Here is a 22,533-nt window from a genome sequence, read left to right on the forward strand (position 1 = left end):
TTTTTTGCCGGGAGCATTCAGTGAGCGAACAGGAGATTGTATACAGCGTGACGCATGAGACAGAATATCTGTATCAGCGCAGCGTTACCCTGTCGCAACAGTTATTGCACATGACCCCGCGCAGTTTCACCAGCCAGGAGTCGCTCGCGCACACATTGGAAATTTCACCGCAACCGGCGGAATTGTCGATGCGGCCCGATTATTTCGGCAATCTCAGTCATTGGCTGTGCGTGAGCGCGCCACATCTGCGCCTTGCGGTCTGCGCGCGCAGCCGTCTGCTGTTGCGCCGCCGCTTGCAGGAAGCGCAGTTGCAGGGTTCGCCGGCCTGGGAAGATAAGCGCGATAAGCTGTTGCGCACCGCACACCTGTCCCTACGCGAGGTGGCGCAATTTTGCTGGCCCTCGCCGCATGTGCCGTATGCGCTGGAAAATACCGAAGCCGCATGCCAGCAGCTGCGCGCGTATGCGCTGCAAAGCTTCACCCCGCGCCGGCCTTTGATGGAGGCGGCGCTCGATCTGACGCAAAGAATCCACCGCGATTTTGAATTTGACAGCAGCGCCACCACGATTTCCACCCCGGTTTCCACGGTATTTTCTTTGCGCCGTGGCGTGTGCCAGGATTTCGCCCATTTGATGCTGGCCTGCTTGCGCAGCCTGGGCCTGGCCTGCCGCTATGTCAGCGGCTATATTCTGACCACGCCGCCGCCGGGACAGCCGCGCATGATAGGCGCGGATGCCTCGCACGCCTGGGTTTCCCTGTTTTGCACCGGCTATGGCTGGGTCGATTTTGATCCCACCAATTGCTGTCTGGTGCAGGATGAGCATTTAACCGTGGCCTGGGGCCGCGATTTTTCTGATGTGACGCCGATGCGTGGCGTGATTTTGGGCGGCGGCGAACAGCAGCTGCAGGTGCGCGTCACCGTGACGCCGGAGCCTGCAGCGTCTGAGGCTGCCGCATCTTCCAGCTTGTGAAGGATGAGACGATGCCGGATTTTTACAATGAAATGTATGAAGATGCGGCCAACGCGGTGTTGCGCTCGCATTATGCGGATTTTTCCAGCTGGCTCGCCGAACAATCCGCCGCCACCCTGGCCAGCAAACGGGCGGAGGCGGATTTGCTGTTCCGCCGCGTCGGCATCACCTTTGCCGTATATGGCAATGAGGCCGGGACAGAGCGCCTGATTCCTTTCGATATGATTCCGCGCATTATTCCAGCCTCGGAATGGCAAATTCTGTATCGCGGTTTGCAACAGCGGGTGCAGGCGCTGAATATGTTCATTCACGATATTTATCATGAGCAGAATATCGTGCGCGCCGGGATTATTGATGCTGAGCGCATTCTCGGCAATGCGCAATACCGGCGCGAAATGCTGGGCGTGAATGTGGCTTCGGATATTTATGCGCATATCGCCGGGATTGATATTGTGCGCGCCAACCATGATGGCAAGCAGGGACAGTTTTTTGTGCTGGAAGATAATTTGCGGGTGCCTTCCGGCGTCTCTTATATGCTGGAAGACCGCAAAATGATGATGCGCTTATTCCCCGAACTGTTTGAACGCAACCGGATTGCGCCGGTGGCGCATTTCCCCGATTTGCTGCTGGACAATCTGCGCAGCGTGGCGCCGATCGGCGTCACCAACCCGACCGTGGTGGTGATGACGCCGGGCATGTATAACTCGGCTTATTTTGAGCATGCTTTCTTAGCCCAGCAAATGGGCGTCGAACTGGTTGAGGGACAGGATTTATTCGTCAAGGATGATGTGGTGTATATGCGCACCACGCGCGGGCCGCAGCGGGTGGATGTGATTTACCGCCGGATTGATGATGATTTCCTCGATCCTGAAGCGTTCCGTCCCGATTCTTCACTCGGGGTGCGCGGTTTGCTCTCGGCGTACCGCGCTGGCCGCGTCACGCTGGCGAATGCAATTGGCACCGGGGTTGCGGATGACAAGTCGATTTACCCGCTGGTGCCGGAGATGATCCGTTTTTATCTGGATGAAGATGCGATTTTGTCGAATGTGCCAACCTGGCAATGTCACAAAGCGGATGAATTGTCGTATGTGCTGGCGCATCTGCCTGAGCTGGTGGTGAAAGAAGTGCACGGGGCCGGCGGCTATGGCATGTTGGTCGGGCCTGCCGCCAGCAAGCAGGAAATCGAAGATTTCCGCGCCCGCTTGCTGGCCAATCCGGGCGGCTATATCGCACAACCCACGCTGGCCTTGTCTTCCTGTCCCACTTTTGTGGAATCCGGCGTGGCCCCGCGCCATGTGGATCTGCGTCCCTTTGTCTTGTCCGGCAAGCAGATCACCATGGTTCCGGGCGGCTTGACCAGAGTCGCTTTGACCGAAGGTTCGCTGGTGGTGAATTCTTCGCAAGGCGGCGGCACCAAAGATACCTGGATATTGGAGAACTGAGCATGTTGAGCCGAACCGCAGATCATTTATTCTGGATGGCGCGCTACACCGAGCGCGCTGAAAACACCGCGCGCATGCTGGATGTGACATTTCAGGCCGCCCTGCTGCCACAGGGCAATGAGGCGGCGCGCCGCAGCTGGCAGGCGGTGCTGGGCATTTCCGATTTGCAGGCGGCGTATGACGCCGCATATGACAAGGTGTCGGGCAAGCATGTGCTGGATTTTGTTGTGCGTGAGCGCAGCAACCCGAGTTCGATCGCCGCCTGTTTAAGCTGTGCGCGCGAAAATGCGCGTGCAGTGCGCGGCAGTCTGACCACCGAGGTGTGGGAGACGCTCAACACCACCTGGCTGGAACTCAACAGCCAGTTATCCGCTGGCGTGATGCATAAAGATCCGGGCAATTTCTTTGAGTGGGTGAAATACCGCTCGCATCTGTTTCGCGGCGTGCTGATCGGCACCATGCTCAAAGATGAGGCGTTTTACTTTTCCCGCCTGGGCACCTTTTTGGAGCGCGCTGACAATACCGCGCGCATTCTGGATGTGAAATTTCACGCCCAGCCGCATGCCGAGGGGCGGGACGAACCTGATCCGCGTGATTTTTATTACTGGGCTGCGCTGTTGCGCTCGGTGTCAGCGTTTGAAATTTACCGCCGCGTATATCGCGATGTGATCACGCCGGCCAAAGTGGCGGAATTGTTGATGCTGCGCCACGATATGCCGCGTTCGCTGCTGGCCTGCCTGGCCGAGGTGAATGACAATCTGAGCCGGGTGGCGAATGACGCTTCGGCCGACACTGAACGCTTCGCCGGGCGCTTGCATGCGGATTTGAAATATGCGCGGATTGATGAGATTTTGAGCGAAGGCTTGCATGCCTATCTGACGCGCTTTTTAGAGCGCACGTTTGAGCTGGGCAACCGCATCAGCCGCGATTTTCTGGTGCCGGGCGGCAATTGATAAGGAGGCGGGCATGACGTATTGCGTAGCCATGCGGCTGGACGCCGGCTTGGTGTTTTTAGCCGATTCGCGCACCAATGCCGGGGTCGATCATGTCGGCGCGTTTCGCAAGATGACGATTTGCGAAGTTCCGGGCGAGCGCGTGATCACACTGATGACTTCCGGCAATCTCTCGATTTCACAATCGGTGCGGCAGTTGGTGACAGCCGATGCTGGCGCCAACAGCCGTTCGCTGTGGAATGTGAATTCGATGTATGAGGCGGCGCAGTTGGTGGGCGATGCGATCCGCCAGGTGTTTGCGCGCGACGCCGCCGCGCTCTCCACTTTCGGCATTGATTTCAATATCGGCATGATTTTGGGCGGCCAGATCAAAAATGAGCCGTGCCGCCTGTTTATGCTGTATTCCGCCGGCAATTTTATTGAGGCGCAACGCGAAAATCCGTATTTCCAGATTGGCGAAGCCAAGTACGGCAAACCGATTATCGACCGCGTGGTGACGCCTTCGACGGCGCTCGATGAGGCGGCCAAGTGCGCCCTGATTTCCATGGATTCCACCCTGCGCTCGAATATCTCGGTCGGCATGCCGCTCGATTTATTGGTGTATCAGGCCGACAGCCTGCGGGTGGAGCGCTTTGTGACGCTGGATGAAAACAATCAGTACTTTGCGATGATCCGCAAATCCTGGGGCCAGAATCTGCGCCAGGTGTTTGAAAATCTGCAAAACCCGCTCTGGCATGGCGATCCGGCGCAATGGCCGAATGCCCTGACTGCGGATTGGGAAGGCAATCGCGATGTGCATTTACAACGTCCGCCGCCAGCCGCCCCATACTAAGCCCGCCACCTTCACTTTGATTTCACTATCCGCATTGCGGCTGATAATATGAAAAGACTCTGGCAGCTTGCCGGGGTGAGCGTATCGCAGCGGTAAATCTGCAGCAGTGGGCGAGAAATTGCCTGCGCTGCCGTTTTTTGCGCTGGTTTTCTCACGCCGCCGGCTTGCCAAGGCACAAGCGCGCTGCTTGCCTCCGCATTTGCCCCTGCGGCGCTGTGTATGACGTGTTGTGCTTGTCTTTTGATAGAGGAAGCCCGTATGCAACTGTCATTGAAAAACCGCTTGATCGCCCTGTGCGCAAGCATTCTGGCGCTGGCGCTGTTGGTCTTGGCCGGCGCCAATTTTCTGCTCAATAAAAACGCGACTGAAGAAAATATCAGCACGCAAATGCAAGCGCAGTTGCACAGCAATGTGGCGCTGCTGACCGAATGGGCGCGCGCGCGGCGTTTGATTGTCGCTTCGCTCAAAACGGTGGCCACCGGCGGCGATCCGCTGCCCTTCATCAAACAGGCGCAAGCCGCCGGCGGTTTTGATGACGCCTATATCGGTTACCCGGATAAAACCACGATTGCGCCACACCCCATGCCCGCCGGCTATGACCCGACGATCCGCCCCTGGTACAGCAAAGCGGTGAAGAATGGCGCGCCGATCGTCACGGCGCCTTATGTTGACGCCACCACCGGCAAACTGGTGGTGACGTTTGCCGAGCCGATGAGCGAAGGCGGCAGCCTGAAAGCTGTGCTGGCGGGCGATGTGCTGCTCGACACCGTGATCAAGAATGTGGGTGCGATCCGCCCTACCCCCTCTTCCTACGCGATGCTGGTCGAGACCAGCGGCTTGATCATCGCCCATCCTGACGCCAAGCTGGCCTTAAAACAGGTTGGCGAATTTGATCCGGCTTTGAATATGGATTTGGTGCGCAAGCTGGAAAAACAAAGCGCCGGACACACTTTGCGCTTAAAGGAGCGCGACGTGCGGCTGTTTGCGCGCCCGGTGGAAGGCACTGACTGGCTGCTTCTGATTGCGCTCGATGAGAGCGAGGCGCAAGCCAGTCTGCGCCAGCAAATCGCCAGTTCCGCCCTGATCACCCTGCTGGCGCTGGCGGCGATGGTGGGGATTTTATGGCTGAGTTTGAGCCACAGCCTGCAACGTCTGGTGCTGGTGCGCGATGCGCTGGAAGATATCGCTTCCGGTCATGGCGATTTGAGCCGCCGCCTGGATGCGCATGGCAGCGATGAAGTGGCGCAAATCGCACTGGCGTTCAATCATTTCACCGACAAAATCGCCGGCGTCTTAAAGCAGGTGCGCAAAACCAGTGAATCAGTACGCCACGCTTCGGCGGAAATCGCCAGCGGCAACGCCGATTTGTCTGCGCGCACCGAGTCGCAAGCCAGCTCGCTGCAGCAAACCGCAAGTTCGATGATGGAAATGACGGAATCGGTGAAACAAAACGCGGAAAATGCGCGCGAAGTGAATAAGCTGGCCGAAGACGCTTCCCATGTCGCCTCTGAGGGCGGCGATGCGGTGATGCGGGTGGTGGAAACCATGGGCGCGATCAAGCAAAGCTCCAGCAAGATTGCGGAAATCATCAGCGTGATCGACGGGATTGCTTTCCAGACCAATATTCTGGCCTTGAATGCGGCGGTGGAAGCGGCGCGCGCCGGCGAACAGGGGCGCGGCTTTGCCGTGGTGGCGGGCGAGGTGCGCAGTCTGGCCCAGCGCAGCGCGGCGGCGGCCAAAGAGATCAAGAGTTTGATCAGCACCTCCAGTGAGCAGGTGGAATCCGGGGCCAAGGTGGTGAATGTGGCGGGAACCACGATTGCCAATGTGGTGCAGGCGATTACCCGGGTGGCGGATATCATCGGCGAGATTTCCAACGCCAGCACCGCGCAAAGCGATGGGATTGAGGAAATCAGCCGCGCCGTGACGCAGATGGATGAAATGACGCAGCAAAATTCCGCCCTGGTCGAAGAATCCGCCGCCGCAGCGGAAAGTCTGCGCGATTTGTCGGCGCAATTGGCCGATGCGGTGGCGCAATTCCAACTCGAATAGCGCCGCCGGCCCGGGCCGGTTTTGCCGGCCTGGGCAAGCGAGGATTGCTTTTGTTACAAAATCAGCGGGTTTCAGTAGCAGTAAAGCAACAGACTTATCGATACGGCTTGCCTTTTCCCCTCAGTCACTCCAGCATATTGCCAGCTAAGGCGTGCGCAAGAAGTGTAACAAATCTTGTTAAAACAGAACTTGTTTTGCCGCTTCCTGTCTGTTAGCACAAGAGAATACATGCATTCCCTGCTTTATTGCGCAGTAAAGCCAGCATAACTGGCGCTAATAATTTGATCGAATAATCTGCGCATACAAAGGTCAGGCAGTGGCGTTTGAAATGTAACATTGGTTTTCACCGCTCCCCTTGCCAGGCGATCCCGGCTACCATGGGCCGCGTGGGCAAAAAAGGGACAAAAAGGTCTCTTATGTCGTACTAGCAGCTGTGTATCCATGTGACACACAACCGCCAGGCATAAATGTATGCTGGTTTTATTGAAGTCCGTTAAGCGGACACAACGGTGAGCGTTTTACGTTTTCCGCAGGCAGTCTGCAGCAAAATACTGCAGACAAATGAGCAGCGCGGCCAGCAGTGGACGCGCTCTATGTTGAGCATACTTACCCATTGATCTATGCAATCCGAAGCTACCACGACTCCAGAAGCGAACAACACCTCGGTCGCCGCACGGCGCATCCAGAACCTGTTGAACCTGATCGAGCACTTCCAGACCCATGAAATGATTCTGGATGAAGTCGCCGAATTTTTAGGTTTCACCCGTTCCGGCGCACAAAAATACGTGCAAACCCTGCGTGATGCCGGGGTGATCGAGTTGGCGCGCCACATCGAAGGCAACGGCACGAGCCAAGGCAAGGCGGTTTACCGCATTGGGCGCGATCCTGAAAAGATCAACGAATTCCGCACCGGCTTGACCCAGCCGAAAAAAGCCGGCGCCGGGCAAAACCGCCGCAAAGCCGGCGCCGAACATGGCATGCACGGCGTGCCGATGGCCGGCGAAGGCCGTCAATTCCATATCCTGGCTGATGACACGCATTATGCAATCCGCCTGCACCGCGCGCCGGTGCAACGTGATCCGCTGGTGGAAGCCTTTTTCGGCGCGCCGAAAACCAAAAGCTCCGCCGTGCAGTAAAGCGGGGTTTGCTTGAAACGGGCCAGCCGCCGCCAGCCCGTTTCAGCTGCATCAGCCAATCTATTCAAACAGGCGGCGCAATTCCGCAGGCCTTCCCACATCCCGCGCCAGCCCGCCTCAGGCAAAGCGGTTGTACAACACCACCGCCCAAGTCGCCACCACCAGCAAAATACTCAGCAGCACGGCGGCTGAACCAAAGTCCTTGGCGTTTTTTGAAAGCGGATGGCGCTCCAGCGAAACGCGGTCCACCACTGCCTCAATTGCTGAATTCAGCAATTCCACAATCAACACCAGAATCAGGACGGCAATCAAGACCAGTTTTTGAAACGCCGACACCGGCAGCAACAGCGCAATGATCGTGCCGGCGATCACCAGCGCCAATTCCTGGCGGAAGGCGTGCTCATGCAAGCAAGCCTGCTTCAAACCATCCATCGAATAGAAAAATGCGGAAAAAATGCGCCGCAATCCACTCTTGCTTTTAAATTCACTCTTTGCTTGGGGTTCTGTACTCATACATCCTCATTGTTTTGCTGTCCGCTTACGCCGCGCCGCCTGCCAGGCTGCGGCAGCGGCGCCGTCCGGCGCGCGCATATCTCTTTGTGCGCGCCAGCCGCTGGCGATGGGTAAGTGGCGGATCATACCATGCGGCCCGGCAATCAATCTCAACACAGCGGATGCTCCGCGCACAAACAGCCGGTACAGACGCGGCTGGCGCGCCAGCCAGGCCCAGGCCGCGAGCCAGGCGCGCTCGCTGCGCGGGCGCAAGCCTTGCGCGAATTGCATTTCCCGCAATTTACGCAGTAATTCCGGCAACGGAATCTTAACCGGGCACACCACCTGGCATTCGCCGCACAGCGTGGCGGCTTGCGGCAAATCAGGGGCGGCATGCAAACCCTGAAACGCCGGCGTCAACACACTGCCCATCGGCCCCGGATACACCCAGCCATAGGCATGGCCGCCGATTTTTTGATACACCGGGCAATGGTTCATGCAAGCGCCGCAACGGATGCAGCGCAACATCTCGCGCAACTCAGTTTCCAGCAGGGCGCTGCGCCCGCCATCGAGCAGAATAAACACCATTTCCTGCGGCCCTTCCTGCGCGCCGGCGTCACGCGGGCCGCTCAACAGGCTGACATAGTTGGAAATGCTTTGCCCGACAGCCGAGCGCGGCAGGAGGCGCAAAACGCTGGCCAGATCGGATAAGGTGGGCAAGACTTTTTCAATCCCGGCAATCGCCACATGCAGGCGCGGTGCGAGCAAGGTGCACATGCCTTCATTCCCCTCGTTCGTCACCAGGGCCACCGAACCGGTTTCGGCAATCAGGAAATTGCCGCCGGTGACGCACATCTCCGCTGCCAGGAAATGCGGGCGCAAGGTTAGGCGCGCTTCGCGGGTCAAGGCGGGAATGTCGATTTCGCCGGGATGGCTGCTGCCATGCACCCGTTCAAACAGGCGCGCAATCTCTTCTTTGTCTTTATGCACCACCGGGGCCACGATATGGGATGGCGCTTCATTGTCATTGATCTGCAGAATGTATTCACCCAGATCGCTCTCCAACACCTGCATGCCGGCGGCTTGCAAAACCGCATTCAAGCCGATTTCTTCACTCACCATGGATTTGGTTTTGACGATTCTGCGCACCTGGCGCGCCTGCGCCAATTCGAGCACCATCTGCGCGGCCTGTTGTGGCGTTTCGGCATACAGCACTTGCGCGCCGCGCGCACGCGCCTGTTCTTCAAATATTTCCAGCCAGATATCGAGCTGATCCAGGGCGCGCTGCCGCATCGTCACCACGGCTTCACGCGTGGCTTCAAAATCCTCCAGCTCACGGATGGATTGCGCCCTGCCCTGGACGAATTTGTCGGTGAGTTTGCGTAGATTGCGCTGCAATTGGGCGTCCGCCAGTTTTTCAGCTGCACGCGGTTTGAAATGCAAGGGATGGCTTTGCATCATTCCTCCTGTCCAGCCAGGATTTGCGCGTAGTGCAGCACCGTCCCATCCTGGCCCTGGCGCCGCATACGCCCTTCAATATGCAGCATGCAGCCGGTGTCGCCCATCACCAGCGCCGGCGCTGCTGTGGCGCTGTATTGCGCGCATTTTTCATCGCAGATAGCGGCGGAAATCTCGCCATATTTCAAAGAAAACGCGCCACCGAAACCGCAACAGGCGCGGCTGTCGCGCATTTCCCTGATCTCGACGCCGGCTTGCTGCAGCAATTGGCGCGGGCCGGCGGCTATTCCCAGTTCGCGCAATCCGCTGCAACAATCGTGATAGGAAATGCTCTGCGGCTGATGGGGCGCGTGTTGCAGCGGCAGTCTTGGCGGGGCGGCGACTTGCAGCAAGAATTCACTCAATTCGAGTATGCGCGGGGCCAGCGCGCGCCATTGCGCCAGTTCTTGCGGCTGATCTTTGAGCAATTCCTGATAGTGCACGCGCAACATGCCGGCGCAAGAGCCGGAGGGCAAGACCACCCAATCATACCCTTGCAGAGCGGATAAGACTTGCTGCGCCAGGGCCAGCGCTGCAGGCCGCGCACCGCTGTTATATGCCGGCTGGCCACAGCAGGGAATATCGGGTATCTCCACCGTGCAGCCGGCGGCTTCCAGCAAAGCCAGGCTGGCCAGGCCGACTTGCGGCCTCATCATATCCACCAGACAGGTGGCAAACAGGGCGACCCGCATCACTTTTCCCTTTCTCTATGAGCATCAGCCCGATTATGCACGCGCTGTCTGATTGCAGCGGACTTGCCACACAGATTTTCATGTAATAGCATTGATTTTCACATTGTGATATAACATGACAAAAATACTGCAACGCACAAAATTATGGACACTGCACAAGAACCCGGTAAGACCTCGATTCAGGTTATCGAGAGAATGAATCTGCTGCTCGACGCCCTGGCCAAATACCCCGATCCGGTCAGCCTGAAGGAATTATCCCAAGTTTCCGGCTTGCATCCATCGACGGCGCACCGGATTTTGAATGATCTGGTGACAACCCGCTTTGTGGATCGGGTTGAACCTGGCGCATATCGCCTCGGTATGCGTTTGCTGGAGTTGGGCAATATCGTCAAAAGCCGTTTGAGCGTGCGTGAAGCGGCGCTGGATTTCATGCGCGGCCTGCACCGCCGCACCCAGCAAACCATTAATCTCTCGGTGCGTCAGGGTGATGAAATTGTGTATATCGACCGCGCATTTTCTGAGCGCTCGGGGATGCAGGTGGTGCGCGCTATCGGCGGCCGTGCGCCGCTGCATCTGACTTCCACCGGCAAGCTGTTTTTATCGGTGGATGAGCCGAAAGCCGTGCGCGCTTACGCCACCCGCACCGGACTGGCCGGACATACCCGCAATTCGATTACCGAATTAGCGCGCCTGGAGCGTGAGCTGGCTCTGGTGCGCACGCGCGGCTATGCGCGCGACAATGAGGAATTGGAACTGGGGGTGCGCTGCATGGCGGCCGGGATACGTGACGATAGCGGGAAATTGGTGGCCGGTTTGTCAATTTCGGCGCCGGCCGACCGTTTGCAGGAAGAGTGGATGGAAGATTTGATTCAGACCGCAAACCAGATTTCGACCACGCTGGGGTATAACGGCAACCCGCTGTAAGACGCGGCAAAAACAAAAACGGCAGCCTGCGCGGCTGCCGTTTTTTGCTTGTAAAGAGGTTTTACAGCATGGTGCGCAATTTGGCTTCTTCCAGCCATTTGCGCACGCGGCTGGCGTCGCCCAGGCGCGATTCCTTGCCCTTGGAGTCAAGGAAAACCATGACCACCGGGCGGCCTTCAATCTTGGCCTGCATCACCAGGCAACGCCCGGCTTCAGAGATGTAGCCGGTTTTTTGCAGGCCGATATCCCATTCCGGATTATTCACCAGGTGATTGGTGTTGACATAGTTCAGGGTGCGGCCATTGGCCTCCACCGCGTAGCGCGGATCGGTGGAATATTTCGCCAGCAAAGGTTGCTGCCCTGCCGCCACCACCAGACGCGCCAGATCGCGCGCGCTGGAAACGTTTTTGCTCGACAAGCCGTTCGCATCGACATAACGGGTGTCTTGCATGCCCAGCGCTTTGGCTTTGGCGTTCATGGCCGCCACAAAGGCCGGCAAACCACCTGGATAATTGCGGCCAAGCGCGGCTGAAGCGCGGTTTTCAGAACTCATCAAGGCCAGATGCAACATCACGCTGCGCGGCAGCGAGACACCGACGCGCAGACGCGAGGAACTGAATTTTTCGCGATCCACATCTTCTTCGGCAATGGTCAGCATTTCATCCATGTCCTGATTCGCTTCCACCACCACCAAGCCGGTCATAAGCTTGGTAATTGAGGCGATCGGCAACACTGCATCGGCGTTTTTCTCAAACAGCACCTGGCTGCTGGATTGATCAATCACATACGCCACGCTGGATTTCAATTCGAGCGGGTCCGTGGTGCGGTTCAAGCCGGCCAGATCGCCAACTGTGGCAATCGCCGGCGCTACCGTCATTTGCTGCCCGGTAAACGCCACGCGCTGGTACACCACGCGCCGCTTGCCATGCACCAGCACGACTTTTTTCACCAGACGGGGGCGCAATTGCACTTTGCTGCTTTTGCCGGCTTTTGCGGCTTTGACCACTTTGCCGTTCTTGCCTTGCGCGCCGGGTTTGATCTTGACCACGGTTTTCTTCTGGCTTTGCTGCTTTGCTTCCACCGGGGGCGTCGCCAGCAGCGAAGCCAGAATCGCTGTTAAAAATGGCATTAAGAAGCGTTTCATATTTTCCTCCTGCAGCGCATACACGCCGCTGCTTGACTTCAGTATATGCAGTGATGGATTGCACATACGCGTATATCGCGGATATTCACGCGAGTCTTTCAAAACCATGTCAAAGTGTAACAAAATTCAGATTTATCGCAACTAAATTAAGGACTTAGCGCCTATTTCTGAAGCATTCTGTGAACACCCTGGACAGACATCCAGCCTTATTCATGAAAGCGGGCAAATGTCGCTACCGGTTCACGTTGCGTCACCAGGCTGTTTTCCACTTTGCTCATATCGGCATAACCCATGGACATGCCGCAAATCAAAATCTCCGCCGGGTCGATTCCCAAATGCTGTTTAATAATGTCGGGGTAATGGATAAAGGCGGCTTGCGGGCAGGTGTCCAGACCGCGCGCGCGCGCGGCCAGCATGATGTTTTGCAAAAACATGCCGTAATCCAGCCAGGAGCCGCGCTCCATTACCGGCTCAATTGTAAAAAACAGCGCCACCGGGGCGTCAAAGAATTGATAATTGCGGCCATGCTGCTGTTTCATGCCGGCCTTGTTATCGCGCGTCAAACCGAGCAGCGCATATAAATCCCAGCCGACTTTGCGCCGCCGCTCGATATACGGGGCCACCCATTGGCGCGGATAATATGGATACTCTTCGATTTCCTGGCGCTGCGGATCGTCATAGGCAGCCAGGATGTCGCGGCTTAATTTTGCGCGTGACTCGCCGGTCAGCACATGCACCCGCCACGGCTGGGTATTGGTGCCGGATGGCGCGCGCGCGGCGATCTGCAATATTTCTTCAATCAAGGCCCGTGGCGGCAACGTATCGAGAAATGCGCGCACCGAACGCCTGCTGGCGATTACATAATCCAGCGCCTGACGCACTTGTTCTTGATTCAGGCCATCAGGCAATGGTCTTTCTTGTGTCATCTCGCCCCCCATAAAGCGCGGCATGATTTTGTGGCGCAGGCAGCGCGACAATACTTGCAATCATGCAATTTTCTTGTGTTACGGACTTTCTGCGGCGACAAAATTTCAGCCGCCTTGCATAAACCGGCAAGTGTAGCATGCCATCTGCACAGCGCTGCATGCCGATCCATGCGGAAAGCGATGATGCATTGCACAAAAAAACGCTTGACTAAATTTCAGGCGCCATTAGAATACGCAATCGAAATCGTTGTTGCATTGCACAATCCCCGTTGCCCCCACAAGGAGACATCCATGTTTGCCATCCCCGAACAATTCACCACCAACGCCAAAGCCGGCATTGAAGCCCAATTCGCTGCATTCAATGCCCTGAGCAGCAAAGCTTTTGAAGGCATGGAAAAGCTGGTTGAATTGAATTTGAATCTGACCCGCAATGCGCTGGAAGAAAGCAGCCAGGCCACACGCCAGTTGCTGTCCGCCAAAGACCCGCAAGAAGTCTTCACGATCAATCATTTCAAGCCGATGGCCGACAAAGTGCTGGCTTACAGCCGCGAAGCCGCTGCGATCGCCAACAAAACCCAATCCGAATTCAGCAAAACTGCTGAAGCGCAAATCACCGAAATCAACCGTAAAACCGTTGAACTGGTGGAAGAATTCAGCAAGCACGCTCCTGCCGGTACGGAAGGCGCTGTGACCGCACTGAAAACCCTGATCGGCAACGCCAACGCCGGCTACGAGCAATTTTCCAAGGCCAGCAAACAAACTCTGGAAACGCTGGAAAGCAATCTGAGCCAGGTGATGAGCCAATTCACCCAGGCTGCTGAAAAAGCCGCGCCGCGCGCGAAAAAAGCTGCTTAAGTTTTTTCAAGCCATAAAAAAACCCGCTGCATGCAGCGGGTTTTTCATTTTCAGCGTCTGCCTCTCAGCCTTCGCCGAGGTAAGCCGCCTGCACGCGCGGATCATCCAACATGTCTTTCGCCGCGCCGCTCATGGTGATATATCCGGAATCCATCACATAGCCGCGATGCGCCGCCTGCAAGGCCAGTTTGGCGTTTTGCTCAACCAGCAAAATCGTCACACCCTGGGCCGAGATATTGCGCACCACTTCAAAGATTTTCTCCACCATAATGGGCGATAAACCCATCGACGGTTCATCCAGCAAAAGCAAATCGGGATGGCACATCAAGGCGCGCGCCATGGCCAGCATTTGCTGTTCGCCGCCGGAGAGCGTGCCAGCCAATTGGGCCGAACGCTCTTTCAGACGCGGAAACACGCCGTACCATTTTTCGATATCCGCTTCAATCGCCGCCTTGTCTTTCATGGTGAAGGCGCCCATTTGCAGATTTTCGTAAATCGTCATGCGCGCGAACACGCCGCGCCCTTCCGGCACCATGGCCAGCTTGCGCTCCACCAGCTGGAAGGATTTCAAGCCTTTGATCGATTCGCCTTTATAGCGGATATCGCCTTCCAGCTTGCTGCCAGGCAGACTGCCGGTGATTGCTTTGAGCGTGGTGGTTTTACCGGCGCCATTGGCCCCGATCAAGGTCACCAGCTCACCCTGATGCACTTCCAAATCAACGCCTTTGACCGCTTTGATGCCGCCGTATGCGACCTTGAGTCCGCTGATTTGCAAAATTGTCGCGCCAGCCATCAATGTGCCCCTCCCAAATATGCGTCAATCACCGCCTGATTGCTTTGAATTTCAGCGGGCAGTCCTTCGGCAATCGGCTTGCCATATTCCAATACGGTGAGGCGGTCGCACAAACCCATCACCAGCTTCACATCATGTTCAATCAAAAGCACGGTTTTGCCCTGCTCTTTGATTTTGACCAGCAGCTTGCGCAAGTCCAGTTTTTCGGTGGCGTTCATGCCAGCCGCCGGTTCATCCAAGGCCAGCAGCTTGGGATCGGTGGCCAGCGCGCGCGCGATTTCCAGGCGGCGCTGATCGCCATAAGACAGGAAACGCGCGGTGCGGGCGGCAAATTGGCCGATGCCGACAAAATCCAGCAATTCCTGGGCGCGGCGGCGGATCATGGCTTCCTCTTCACGCGCTGCCTTATGACGGAACACAGCGCCGAACACACCCTGTTTGGTGCGCACATGACAGCCCACCATCACATTTTCCAACACCGTCATTTCACCAAACAGACGGATGTTCTGGAAAGTGCGCGCGATCCCGGCTTTGGCCACTTCGTGCGGCGCAGAGGGCGAATAAGTCTGCCCATCCAGTTTGAAGCTGCCGGTGTCAGGCTGGTACAAGCCGGTGATGACATTGAAAAAAGTGGTTTTGCCAGCGCCATTGGGGCCGATCAAACCATAGATCTGACCACGCTTGACGTTGATGCCGACTTCGGTCAGCGCTTGCAAACCGCCAAAGCGCTTATTAACGCCGGCAATTTCCAACATGATATCGTTACTCATCTCTCAGTCTCCTGCTCAGGCTTGGGCCGGCTTGCCAGCCTGCTCCACTTTTTCTTCCTGCTCTTCATCTTCGTGCTTGGGCGCAGGCCACAAGCCGGCGGGCTTGTACAACATCACCACCACCAGCGCCAGACCGTAGAGCAGTTGACGCAAGACTTCATCTGCAATCACTTCATGTCCGAACAGTGCGTTTTGCACAGGGCGTGAGGTGTGGCGCAGCACTTCCGGGAAGGCCGCCAGAATCGCCCCGCCCAACACCACGCCGGGGATGTGACCAATGCCGCCCAACACCACCATCGCCAACACCACCACCGATTCCATCAGCGAGAAGGATTCGGGCGAGACAAAGCCCTGGAAGGAGCCGAACATGGCGCCGGCGATGCCGCCGAACGAAGCGCCCATGGTGAACGCCAGCAGTTTCACGTTGCGGGTGTTGATGCCCATCGCTTTGGCGGCGATTTCATCTTCACGAATCGCCATCCAGGCGCGGCCCAGACGCGAATTTTGCAGCCGCACCGAGACAAAAATCACCATAATGCACAGCAGCAGGAACAGGAAATAATAGGCTGTCACCGAAGGCATGCTGAAGTTGCCGATAAAGACGGTGGACTTGGAGCCTGGTTCACCCGCCAGGGAAACGCCAAAAATGCGAATCGGCTCAATCATATTGATGCCTTGCGGGCCATTCGTGATATTCACCGGCGCATTCAGATTGTTCATGAAGATACGGATGATTTCACCAAAGCCCAGAGTCACAATCGCCAGATAGTCGCCGCGCAACTTCAAGGTCGGCGCGCCGAGCAAGGCGCCGAACAAGCCAGCCAGCGCAGCCGACAAAGGCACAATCCACCACACCGACAAATGAATGCCGTTTTGCCGGATTTCCTCGCCGAACAATGACACCAGGAAGTTGCCGAAAGCCGGTGTCTGATTCACAAATGATTCCAGCACCGTGGCGAACTGCGGCGAGGCGAACAGACCGACCATATACGCGCCCACCGCAAAAAATGCGATATAGCCCAAGTCCAGCAAGCCGGTAAACCCGACCACCACGTTCAAGCCCAGCGCCAGCATGATGTACAGCAAAGCCATATCCACCACCCGCACCATGGAATTGCCGGAATCCGACAATTGCGCCAGGAAGGGGAAGGCAATCATGATCGCCAGCATAATCAGCATGCTGGCCTTGGCGCGGGCCGGATTTTTTTGCATATTGAAATCAAGCAAAGCCATCTCATCCTCCTTTACGCACGATCAGCCACACGCTCGCCCATGATGCCGGATGGCCGCAAGGTCAAGACAATGATTAACACCACGAAGGCGAAAATATCCTGATAGTGACTGCCCAAAAAGCCGCCTGTCAAAGGCCCGATATAACCGGCGCCCAGACTCTCAATCAGCCCCAGCACAATGCCGCCCACCATGGCGCCATAAATATTGCCGATCCCGCCTAACACGGCCGCCGAGAAAGCTTTCAAACCCGGCAAAAAGCCCATCGCGAATTGCACCGAGGAATAAGTGGCGCCCCACATCACGCCAGCCACAGCGGCCAGCGAGGCGCCGATGGCGAAGGTGGCGACCACCACAAAGTTGGCGTCCACCCCCATCAAACCGGCCACCCGTGGATTTTCCGCCGTGGCGCGCATGGCGCGCCCCATCTTGGTTTTTTCCACCAGGAACACCAGCCCCAGCATGGAAATAAAGGACAAGGCCAGCAACATGATCTGGGTTTGCGAGATCACTGCGCCGCCGATATGGATAGGCTCCGTGGACAAGGAGGCCGGCATCGGCAAGGGGCTGCGGCCCCAGTACATCATGGCGAAGGTTTGCAACAGAATCGAAACACCGATTGCGGTGATCAATGGGGCCAGGCGCGGCGCGTTGCGCAATTTGCGATACGCCACGCGCTCAATCGTGACATTGACGATGATGCACACCGGAATGGCGCCCATGATCGCGATGATGAGCTTGAGAAAGCCAGGCATATCCGGCGCCGCCGTGCCCAGAAAAGTGAGAATCGAAAATCCGACCATTGCGCCTATCATCAGCACGTCGCCATGCGCAAAGTTAATCAGATTCAAGACGCCATACACCATGGTATAGCCGAGTGCGATCAGTGCGTACATACTGCCTAACACCAATCCGTTGATGATTTGTTGGATAAATGTATCCATTGCCTGTCCTCTGTTCCCGGTATACACCGGCGGCACAGGTTCGGGCTGTCAGCCTGCTCCCGTCCCGCCAGGTTGGTTCAAGGCATAACGTCATTACGCGTCATGCCGCTTTCACAGCCAAGCGCAAGGCCGGGCTGTATGTCAATGACATCCTCTCCAAGTTTGCTGACGGCTCTGGCCGGTTATTCCGGTTGGCAGATAGCCAAGCTTCTGCCTTTATCCTACAGATGCCGCCAACAGTCAAATTAAAGCTGCGTTGCGCGCCCGTCCAAGCCTTTGGGCAGCGGGAACGTGACATTTTCTTCCACACCCTCCAGGCTGCGCACCCGTTTTGCGCCCAGTTCCTGCAAACGCGCAATCACTTCCCGCACCAGCACTTCCGGGGCCGAGGCGCCGGCAGTGACGCCGATGCGCTGCCTGTCCGCCAGCCAGGCCGGATCGATTTGCGCCGCCGAATCCACCATATGCGCCGCCACACCGCGTTTGGCGGCGACTTCGCGCAAACGGTTTGAATTGGAGCTGTTCGGACTGCCCACCACAATCACCAGATCGACTTGCGGCGCCATGAATTTCACCGCCTGTTGCCGGTTAGTGGTGGCGTAGCAGATATCGCCTTTTTTCGGCTCGGCAATCGCCGGGAAGCGCGCCTTGAGCGCAGCGATAATATCCGCCGTATCATCCACCGACAGCGTGGTTTGCGACACATAGGCCAGCAATTCAGGATTGCTGACTTGCAAGCGCGCCACATCTTCCACCGTTTCCACCAGATGCATGCCGCCATCCGTCTGTCCCATGGTGCCTTCCACTTCCGGGTGGCCGGCATGGCCGATCATGATGATTTCACGCCCTTCGCGCCGCATTTTCGCCACTTCAACGTGCACTTTCGTGACCAGTGGGCAGGTGGCGTCAAAAATCGTCAGCCCCAGAGCATCCGCTTCCGCTCGGACCGCCTGCGGCACGCCATGCGCGGAAAATACCAGCGTGCTGCCGCGCGGCACATCGCACAATTCTTCAATAAAGACCGCGCCTTTATTGCGCAAATCCTGCACCACATAGGCGTTATGCACAATTTCATGGCGCACATAAATCGGCGCGCCGAATTGCTGCAATGCGCGCTCAACGATTTCAATCGCGCGATCCACCCCGGCGCAAAATCCGCGCGGCTGCGCCAGCAACACTTCCTTGCCGTCCAGGGCCGCTTCTTGCTTAGCTTCCATCATCTCTCCCTGTCCTGTCACAAAATCGCAATGATTTTCACATCAAAGCGCAGGCTTTGTCCCGCCAGCGGATGATTAAAATCAAACAATGCATCATTTTCATCCAACTGCAACAACACTCCGGCAAACCGGCCGCCGCCCGGCGCATTGAACTCCACCAGGTCGCCGCGTTGGTACTGGGCATCCGGCGCGGAATTTTCCAGCAAAGTTTCGCGCGACACTTTTTGCACCAGCTCCGGGTTGCGCAAGCCGAAAGCGTCTTGCGGCGGCAACTCAAAGCTGGCCTCAGCGCCTTCCGGCAGACCGATCAGGCGCTGTTCCAGCGGCGCCGCTAACTGCCCCTGCCCCAACATGATGGTGGCGGGATTTTGCGCAAAGGTGCTGATGATTTCGCTGCCATCTTGCGCCTGTAAACGGTAATGCAACGTCAGGTAAGCATGTTCGCCAACCAGGGGCGTTTCTTGGTTTGTCATAATCTGTTCCGGATCCTGCGGGTGAAAAATGCCCCGTATTGTATGCCAGAACCCTGTCGGAAACCTGCGCCGCCGCCCTGTTTCCACCCGGCGCCGCAGCGCCCGCCAAACTTGGCGGCACATCCCCCTTGCCTGTGCAGCTGTATGCATATACAGTTAAGGCATTCCCGCATTTTCTCCACAAGGAGGCAATATGAGCATTGCCAGCTGGCCGGAAAATCAACGCCCGCGCGAACGCTTAATCGCACACGGCGCCAGTGTCTTATCCGACGCGGAACTGCTTGCCATCTTCCTGCGCACCGGCATTCCGGGAAAGGATGCCGTCACCCTGGGGCGCGAGCTGCTGCAAAAATTCGGCTCGCTGGCGCATATCTTTTCCGCCGCCCTGCCTGATTTTTCCAGCATCGCCGGGCTTGGCGACGCCAAATTCGCACAGCTGCAGGCTGCTTACGAACTGTCCCGCCGCGCATTGAGTGAGAATCTCCACAACCAGCCTGAGCTCAACAACACCCTCTTACTCAAACGTTATCTGCGCAATGAGCTGGCGCCTTGCACCGTCGAAACCTTTGTCGCGCTCTTCCTCGACACCCGCCACCGCCTGATCAAACGCGAAGTGCTGGCCACCGGCACGCTGCGCCAGGCGCATGTCCACACCCGGGAAGTGGTGCGCGCCGCCCTCTCGCATAATGCGGCGGCGATGATCATCGCCCACAACCACCCACGCGGCTCATGCGAACCCAGTGCGCCCGATCTGCATCTGACCAACACCCTCAAATCCGCGCTGGATTATGTCGAGGTCAATTTACTCGATCACATCATCGTTGGCGAAGATGGTTTGTATTCATTTGCAGAACACGGTCGATTGTAGGAACAACCCGGCTTTGCAGCCATTGGTGATAACACGTAGCCTGCAGGAAACATTCCGCCAACCCTGTTGATGCAGGCGAAAGGCGCCGCGCCACGCCTGAAAATAGATACCAAAATACAACACAATAAAAACTAAATATTAAATTGTTAAATTTAATCATGCCGTCATGACACAATTTTTTTTCGCAAGTGCTTGAAACACAAGAATTTTTTCGTTAGAATCTTGCTTTTCCGATTTAGGAAGCCTTTTAAGGAGTCAGAAATGGCACGTGTTTGCCAAGTAACGGGGAAAAAGCCGATGGTCGGCAACAATGTTTCCCACGCAAATAACAAAACCAAGCGCCGCTTTTTGCCGAACCTGCAAAGCCGTCGCATTTTCGTTGAATCAGAAAACCGCTGGGTTTCGCTGCGCATCTCCAACGCCGGCCTGCGCGTGATCGACAAGATCGGCATCGATGCTGTTCTGGCCGATCTGCGTGCCCGTGGCGAAAAAATCTAAACGCATAGCAAAGGAATTCAATCATGGCGAAAACCGGCCGCGATAAAATCAAGCTGGAGTCGACTGCTGGCACCGGTCACTTCTACACCACCACCAAAAACAAGCGCACCACCCCGGGCAAAATGGAAATCATGAAGTTTGACCCGAAAGCGCGCAAGCACGTGATGTACAAGGAAACCAAGATCAAATAAGATCATGGCGCACCACTAAAAAAACCGCACATGTGCGGTTTTTTTATTTTCAGCAACGTTCTGCGCGACTGCGCAATATAAGCCCCCCCCCTACCCATCCGCCTGCGCGCCGCATGCCCGCCTTCGCTAAACGCAGCAGGATAACGCCACGCATACCCGCCGAGGATTTTCCAAGCCCCGCGCCAGCGCAAAACAGATAAACGACATGCTTATGCTGCGGCATTTCAAGCGCAGCCGCGCAAAGCGGACGCATTCAAGCGAGGCGAAAAAAAAGCCGGCAACGCCGGCTTTTTTTACTTGCTGAAAGACTTATGCATAGCTGCGCAGGCGCAGGGAAAACTCCTGCAATGCGGCAATGCCGGAAGCTTCCGCACGCGCACACCAATCCTGCAGTTTTTGCAGCAATTGCTCACGCGACAAGGTGGAGCGCTCCCAAATCGACGCCAGTTCCATACGCATTTCATGGATGGTTTGCAGAGATTTGCTTTGCGCCAGCAATTCGCTCAACTGTTCTTTTTGCGGCTCGGGCAACTTGGCCGGTTCGCTCTTGCTGAACAGCTTGCGGGCGGATTTGCTGAAATTCGATTCCAGCGCGCCGCGCTCTTTCAATGCTTCCAACTCTTCGCGCCACGCGCCTTTGAGGGTTTTCACATATTTGCCCATCACTTCATAGCGATTGGCGATGACTGCTTGCAAGGTGTCGAAATCGATCACGGTTTTGCCATGCTGCAGCTTGGGCGCAGGCGCCACTTTCTTGACATGCGCCAAACCCAGGGTTTCCAAAATCCGGATGTACAGCCAGCCGATGTCGAACTCATACCATTTTGAGGAGAGCTTGGCGGAAGTGCCGAAAGTGTGGTGATTGTTATGCAGCTCTTCGCCGCCGATCAAAATACCCCAGGGCACGATATTGGTCGAAGCGTCCGGGCAGTCATAATTGCGATACCCCCAGAAGTGGCCAATGCCGTTGATGATGCCGGCGGCAGTCACCGGAATCCACAACATTTGCACCGCCCACACAGTCAGACCGACCACGCCAAACAGCAGCAAATCGATAATCAGCATCAATGCCACGCCCTGCCAGGTGAAACGGCTGTACAGATTGCGCTCAATCCAGTCGTCCGGTGTGCCGTGGCCATATTTTTCCAGTGTTTCTTTATTCTTGGCTTCTGCGCGATACAACTCAGCGCCTTGCAAGAGAACTGTTTTGATGCCTTTTGCGACCGGGCTGTGCGGATCGTCAGCGGTCTCGCATTTGGCATGATGTTTGCGATGAATTGCGGCCCATTCCTTGGTCACCTGGCCGGTCGTCAGCCACAGCCAGAAGCGGAAGAAATGGCTTGGCAGCGCATGCAGATCAAGCGCGCGGTGCGCTTGATGGCGGTGCAGGAAGATGGTCACGCTGGCGATCGTGATATGAGTCACGATCATGGTGAAGAAAAATACCTGCCAGCCGCTGGCATGGGTCAAACCATGCTGCAGGAATTCAATGATGTTCTCTAACATTACAACTCCAGTTGGATAGATGGGCGGACTGCGCACTGCGCGCCCGGCTCTGTTTGCAAAACGCGGCGCAAAAAAATGCCAAAGCCGTTTTGTTTTACTGCGATTTTACGCTGTAATGAGCGCGGCT

The 22,533-nt window shown here is 56.7% G+C and carries 23 protein-coding genes; 11 read left to right on the forward strand and 12 right to left on the reverse strand.

Features of this window, described 5'->3' with window-relative positions; all coding sequences use genetic code 11:
• Positions 1 to 20 precede the first annotated feature (20 nt).
• The 6 genes from V8J88_RS12565 (at position 21) to V8J88_RS12590 (ending at position 7,386) form a co-directional block, all read left to right on the forward strand.
• Positions 21 to 971 carry a transglutaminase family protein gene (locus tag V8J88_RS12565; protein ID WP_338844473.1) on the forward strand — a complete coding sequence of 317 codons (951 nt, stop codon included), beginning with the start codon at positions 21 to 23 and terminating at the stop codon, positions 969 to 971.
• Positions 972 to 982: 11 nt separating this feature from the next.
• Complete coding sequence (locus V8J88_RS12570; protein WP_338844474.1) at positions 983 to 2,413, forward strand: circularly permuted type 2 ATP-grasp protein; 1,431 nt, start codon at positions 983 to 985, stop codon at positions 2,411 to 2,413.
• Between the two features lie 2 nt (positions 2,414 to 2,415).
• Entirely contained in the window at positions 2,416 to 3,366 is a 951-nt protein-coding gene (locus V8J88_RS12575; RefSeq protein WP_338844475.1) for an alpha-E domain-containing protein, read from the forward strand.
• Positions 3,367 to 3,379: 13 nt separating this feature from the next.
• Positions 3,380 to 4,198, forward strand: coding sequence for a proteasome-type protease (locus tag V8J88_RS12580; protein WP_338844476.1), 819 nt, complete (start codon positions 3,380 to 3,382; stop codon positions 4,196 to 4,198).
• A 258-nt stretch (positions 4,199 to 4,456) separates the two neighbouring features.
• Positions 4,457 to 6,250: a methyl-accepting chemotaxis protein gene (locus tag V8J88_RS12585; protein ID WP_338844477.1), complete on the forward strand. Its 1,794-nt coding sequence runs from the start codon at positions 4,457 to 4,459 to the stop codon at positions 6,248 to 6,250.
• 620 nt (positions 6,251 to 6,870) lie between these two features.
• Complete coding sequence (locus V8J88_RS12590; RefSeq protein WP_338844478.1) at positions 6,871 to 7,386, forward strand: ArsR family transcriptional regulator; 516 nt, start codon at positions 6,871 to 6,873, stop codon at positions 7,384 to 7,386.
• A gap of 117 nt (positions 7,387 to 7,503) precedes the next feature.
• Here V8J88_RS12590 and V8J88_RS12595 read toward each other — a convergent pair whose 3' ends face one another.
• Genes V8J88_RS12595 through V8J88_RS12605 form a run of 3 tightly spaced genes read right to left on the reverse strand, consistent with a single transcriptional unit; the run spans position 7,504 to position 10,067 of the window.
• On the reverse strand, positions 7,504 to 7,899 hold the full coding sequence (locus V8J88_RS12595; RefSeq protein ID WP_338844479.1) for a diacylglycerol kinase: 396 nt from the start codon (positions 7,897 to 7,899) through the stop codon (positions 7,504 to 7,506).
• A gap of 6 nt (positions 7,900 to 7,905) precedes the next feature.
• Complete coding sequence (locus V8J88_RS12600) at positions 7,906 to 9,336, reverse strand: lactate utilization protein B (protein ID WP_338849882.1); 1,431 nt, start codon at positions 9,334 to 9,336, stop codon at positions 7,906 to 7,908.
• Positions 9,336 to 10,067: a (Fe-S)-binding protein gene (locus V8J88_RS12605; RefSeq protein ID WP_338844480.1), complete on the reverse strand. Its 732-nt coding sequence runs from the start codon at positions 10,065 to 10,067 to the stop codon at positions 9,336 to 9,338. The genes V8J88_RS12600 and V8J88_RS12605 overlap by 1 nt, the downstream gene beginning before the upstream one ends.
• Before the next feature lie 144 nt (positions 10,068 to 10,211).
• On the opposite strand from V8J88_RS12605, the gene V8J88_RS12610 reads away from it, so the two are divergent.
• Positions 10,212 to 10,991: an IclR family transcriptional regulator gene (locus V8J88_RS12610; protein ID WP_338844481.1), complete on the forward strand. Its 780-nt coding sequence runs from the start codon at positions 10,212 to 10,214 to the stop codon at positions 10,989 to 10,991.
• A gap of 61 nt (positions 10,992 to 11,052) precedes the next feature.
• On the opposite strand, the gene pbpG is transcribed toward V8J88_RS12610, so the two are convergent.
• Positions 11,053 to 12,135, reverse strand: a complete 1,083-nt coding sequence (gene pbpG, locus V8J88_RS12615) for a D-alanyl-D-alanine endopeptidase (protein WP_338844482.1) — start codon at positions 12,133 to 12,135, stop codon at positions 11,053 to 11,055.
• 206 nt (positions 12,136 to 12,341) lie between these two features.
• Positions 12,342 to 13,061: a nitroreductase gene (locus tag V8J88_RS12620; protein ID WP_338844483.1), complete on the reverse strand. Its 720-nt coding sequence runs from the start codon at positions 13,059 to 13,061 to the stop codon at positions 12,342 to 12,344.
• 291 nt (positions 13,062 to 13,352) lie between these two features.
• On the opposite strand from V8J88_RS12620, the gene V8J88_RS12625 reads away from it, so the two are divergent.
• Positions 13,353 to 13,916, forward strand: a complete 564-nt coding sequence (locus V8J88_RS12625; protein ID WP_338844484.1) for a phasin family protein — start codon at positions 13,353 to 13,355, stop codon at positions 13,914 to 13,916.
• Positions 13,917 to 13,980: 64 nt separating this feature from the next.
• Here V8J88_RS12625 and V8J88_RS12630 read toward each other — a convergent pair whose 3' ends face one another.
• The 6 genes from V8J88_RS12630 to V8J88_RS12655 all read right to left on the reverse strand — a co-directional run bounded on the left by V8J88_RS12630 (position 13,981) and on the right by V8J88_RS12655 (position 19,343).
• Positions 13,981 to 14,709, reverse strand: a complete 729-nt coding sequence (locus V8J88_RS12630) for an ABC transporter ATP-binding protein (RefSeq protein WP_338844485.1) — start codon at positions 14,707 to 14,709, stop codon at positions 13,981 to 13,983.
• Positions 14,709 to 15,479 (reverse strand): ABC transporter ATP-binding protein, encoded by a 771-nt coding sequence (locus V8J88_RS12635; RefSeq protein ID WP_338844486.1) that lies wholly within the window; start codon positions 15,477 to 15,479, stop codon positions 14,709 to 14,711. The genes V8J88_RS12630 and V8J88_RS12635 overlap by 1 nt, the downstream gene beginning before the upstream one ends.
• A gap of 15 nt (positions 15,480 to 15,494) precedes the next feature.
• On the reverse strand, positions 15,495 to 16,712 hold the full coding sequence (locus tag V8J88_RS12640; protein WP_338844487.1) for an ABC transporter ATP-binding protein: 1,218 nt from the start codon (positions 16,710 to 16,712) through the stop codon (positions 15,495 to 15,497).
• An 11-nt stretch (positions 16,713 to 16,723) separates the two neighbouring features.
• The gene (locus V8J88_RS12645; RefSeq protein ID WP_338844488.1) at positions 16,724 to 17,653 is read right to left on the reverse strand and encodes a branched-chain amino acid ABC transporter permease; all 930 of its coding nucleotides are present in this window, start codon (positions 17,651 to 17,653) and stop codon (positions 16,724 to 16,726) included.
• A gap of 245 nt (positions 17,654 to 17,898) precedes the next feature.
• Positions 17,899 to 18,873, reverse strand: a complete 975-nt coding sequence (gene ispH, locus V8J88_RS12650) for a 4-hydroxy-3-methylbut-2-enyl diphosphate reductase (RefSeq protein WP_338844489.1) — start codon at positions 18,871 to 18,873, stop codon at positions 17,899 to 17,901.
• A gap of 14 nt (positions 18,874 to 18,887) precedes the next feature.
• Positions 18,888 to 19,343 carry a peptidylprolyl isomerase gene (locus V8J88_RS12655; protein WP_338844490.1) on the reverse strand — a complete coding sequence of 152 codons (456 nt, stop codon included), beginning with the start codon at positions 19,341 to 19,343 and terminating at the stop codon, positions 18,888 to 18,890.
• A 193-nt stretch (positions 19,344 to 19,536) separates the two neighbouring features.
• On the opposite strand from V8J88_RS12655, the gene radC reads away from it, so the two are divergent.
• The 3 genes from radC to rpmG all read left to right on the forward strand — a co-directional run bounded on the left by radC (position 19,537) and on the right by rpmG (position 20,900).
• The gene (gene radC / locus V8J88_RS12660; protein ID WP_338844491.1) at positions 19,537 to 20,211 is read left to right on the forward strand and encodes a DNA repair protein RadC; all 675 of its coding nucleotides are present in this window, start codon (positions 19,537 to 19,539) and stop codon (positions 20,209 to 20,211) included.
• A gap of 261 nt (positions 20,212 to 20,472) precedes the next feature.
• Complete coding sequence (gene rpmB, locus V8J88_RS12665; RefSeq protein ID WP_338844492.1) at positions 20,473 to 20,709, forward strand: 50S ribosomal protein L28; 237 nt, start codon at positions 20,473 to 20,475, stop codon at positions 20,707 to 20,709.
• A gap of 23 nt (positions 20,710 to 20,732) precedes the next feature.
• Complete coding sequence (gene rpmG / locus V8J88_RS12670; RefSeq protein WP_338844493.1) at positions 20,733 to 20,900, forward strand: 50S ribosomal protein L33; 168 nt, start codon at positions 20,733 to 20,735, stop codon at positions 20,898 to 20,900.
• Between the two features lie 309 nt (positions 20,901 to 21,209).
• Here the strand turns inward: rpmG and V8J88_RS12675 are convergent, their stop codons facing one another.
• The gene (locus V8J88_RS12675) at positions 21,210 to 22,406 is read right to left on the reverse strand and encodes a fatty acid desaturase (protein ID WP_338844494.1); all 1,197 of its coding nucleotides are present in this window, start codon (positions 22,404 to 22,406) and stop codon (positions 21,210 to 21,212) included.
• Positions 22,407 to 22,533 lie beyond the last annotated feature (127 nt).

The organism is Massilia sp. W12 (genome assembly GCF_037300705.1).
In the GTDB taxonomy this organism is placed as follows: Bacteria; Pseudomonadota; Gammaproteobacteria; order Burkholderiales; family Burkholderiaceae_D; genus JACPVY01.